The organism is Cobetia sp. (assembly GCF_983723665.1).
In genome coordinates, this window is record NZ_CFDJES010000147.1 from 5,263 (window position 1) to 6,626 (window position 1,364).

A 1,364-nucleotide genomic window follows, 5' to 3' on the forward strand; every position below is an offset into this window, starting at 1 on the left:
TCCAAGTTTCAGCCGGCCGGTGACCAACCGGCGGCCATCGAGAAGCTGATCACCGGCCTGGACGCGGGTCTGGCGCATCAGACCCTTCTGGGCGTGACCGGTTCCGGCAAGACCTTCACGGTGGCCAACATCGTGGAGCGCCTGCAGCGTCCGGCCATCGTCATGGCCCCCAACAAGACGCTGGCGGCGCAGCTGTACGGCGAGTTCAAGTCGTTCTTCCCCGACAACGCCGTCGAATATTTCGTCTCCTATTACGATTACTACCAGCCCGAAGCCTACGTTGCCTCCTCGGACACCTTCATCGAGAAGGATGCCTCGATCAACGACCACATCGAGCAGATGCGTCTGTCGGCGACCAAGGCGCTGCTGGAACGCCGCGATGCGATCATCGTGGTCTCCGTCTCGGCCATCTACGGCCTGGGTGATCCGGACCAATACCTGAAGATGCGCCTGCACTTCAATCGTGGTGAGCAGATCGATCAGCGCGGCTTCCTCAGGCGTCTGGCGGAGCTGCAGTACACCCGCAACGACATGGATTTCCGGCGCGGTACCTATCGGGTGCGCGGCGACGTGATCGACATCTTCCCGGCCGATTCCGAAGAGCAGGCGGTGCGTGTCGAGCTGTTCGATGACGAGATCGATTCCATCCGGCTGTTCGATCCGCTGACCGGTGAAGTGGCCGAGTCGGTGCCGCGCATGACCATCTATCCCAAGAGTCACTATGTGACGCCGCGCGAGACCATCGTCGCCGCGGTCGACCACATCAAGGAAGAACTGGTCGAGCGCCTCGATTACCTGCGCAAGCACGACAAGCTGGTCGAGGCCCAGCGCCTGGAGCAGCGCACCCTCTATGACATCGAGATGATGATGGAGCTGGGCTACTGCAACGGCATCGAGAACTACTCGCGCTATCTGTCGGGGCGTGATCCCGGCAATGCGCCGCCGACCTTCTTCGACTACCTGCCCAAGGATGCGCTGGTCTTCATCGATGAGTCCCACGTCAGCGTGCCGCAGGTCGGCGGCATGTATCGCGGTGACCGTTCGCGCAAGGAAACGCTGGTGGAGTACGGCTTCCGCCTGCCGTCGGCTCTCGACAACCGCCCGATGAAATTCGAGGAGTGGGAGAGCATCCTGCCGCAGACCGTATTCGTCTCGGCGACGCCTGGCCCCTACGAGGAAGAGCATGCCGGCCAGGTGGTGGAGCAGGTGGTACGTCCCACCGGGCTGCTCGATCCGGTCATCGAGGTGCGTTCGGCCTCGACCCAGGTGGATGACGTCCTCTCGGAGATTCGCGCGCGCACCAAGGTCGGCGAGCGCGTGCTGATCACCACGCTGACCAAGCGCATGTCGGAAGACCTGACCGA

General features: G+C 62.7%; 1 protein-coding gene. It reads left to right on the top strand.

Translation table 11 applies throughout. The annotated features are described in order from the left end of the window. A partial coding sequence (gene uvrB / locus AC4FAH_RS12490) for an excinuclease ABC subunit UvrB (protein WP_490246132.1) occupies nt 1-1,364 on the top strand: 1,364 nt, incomplete at both ends.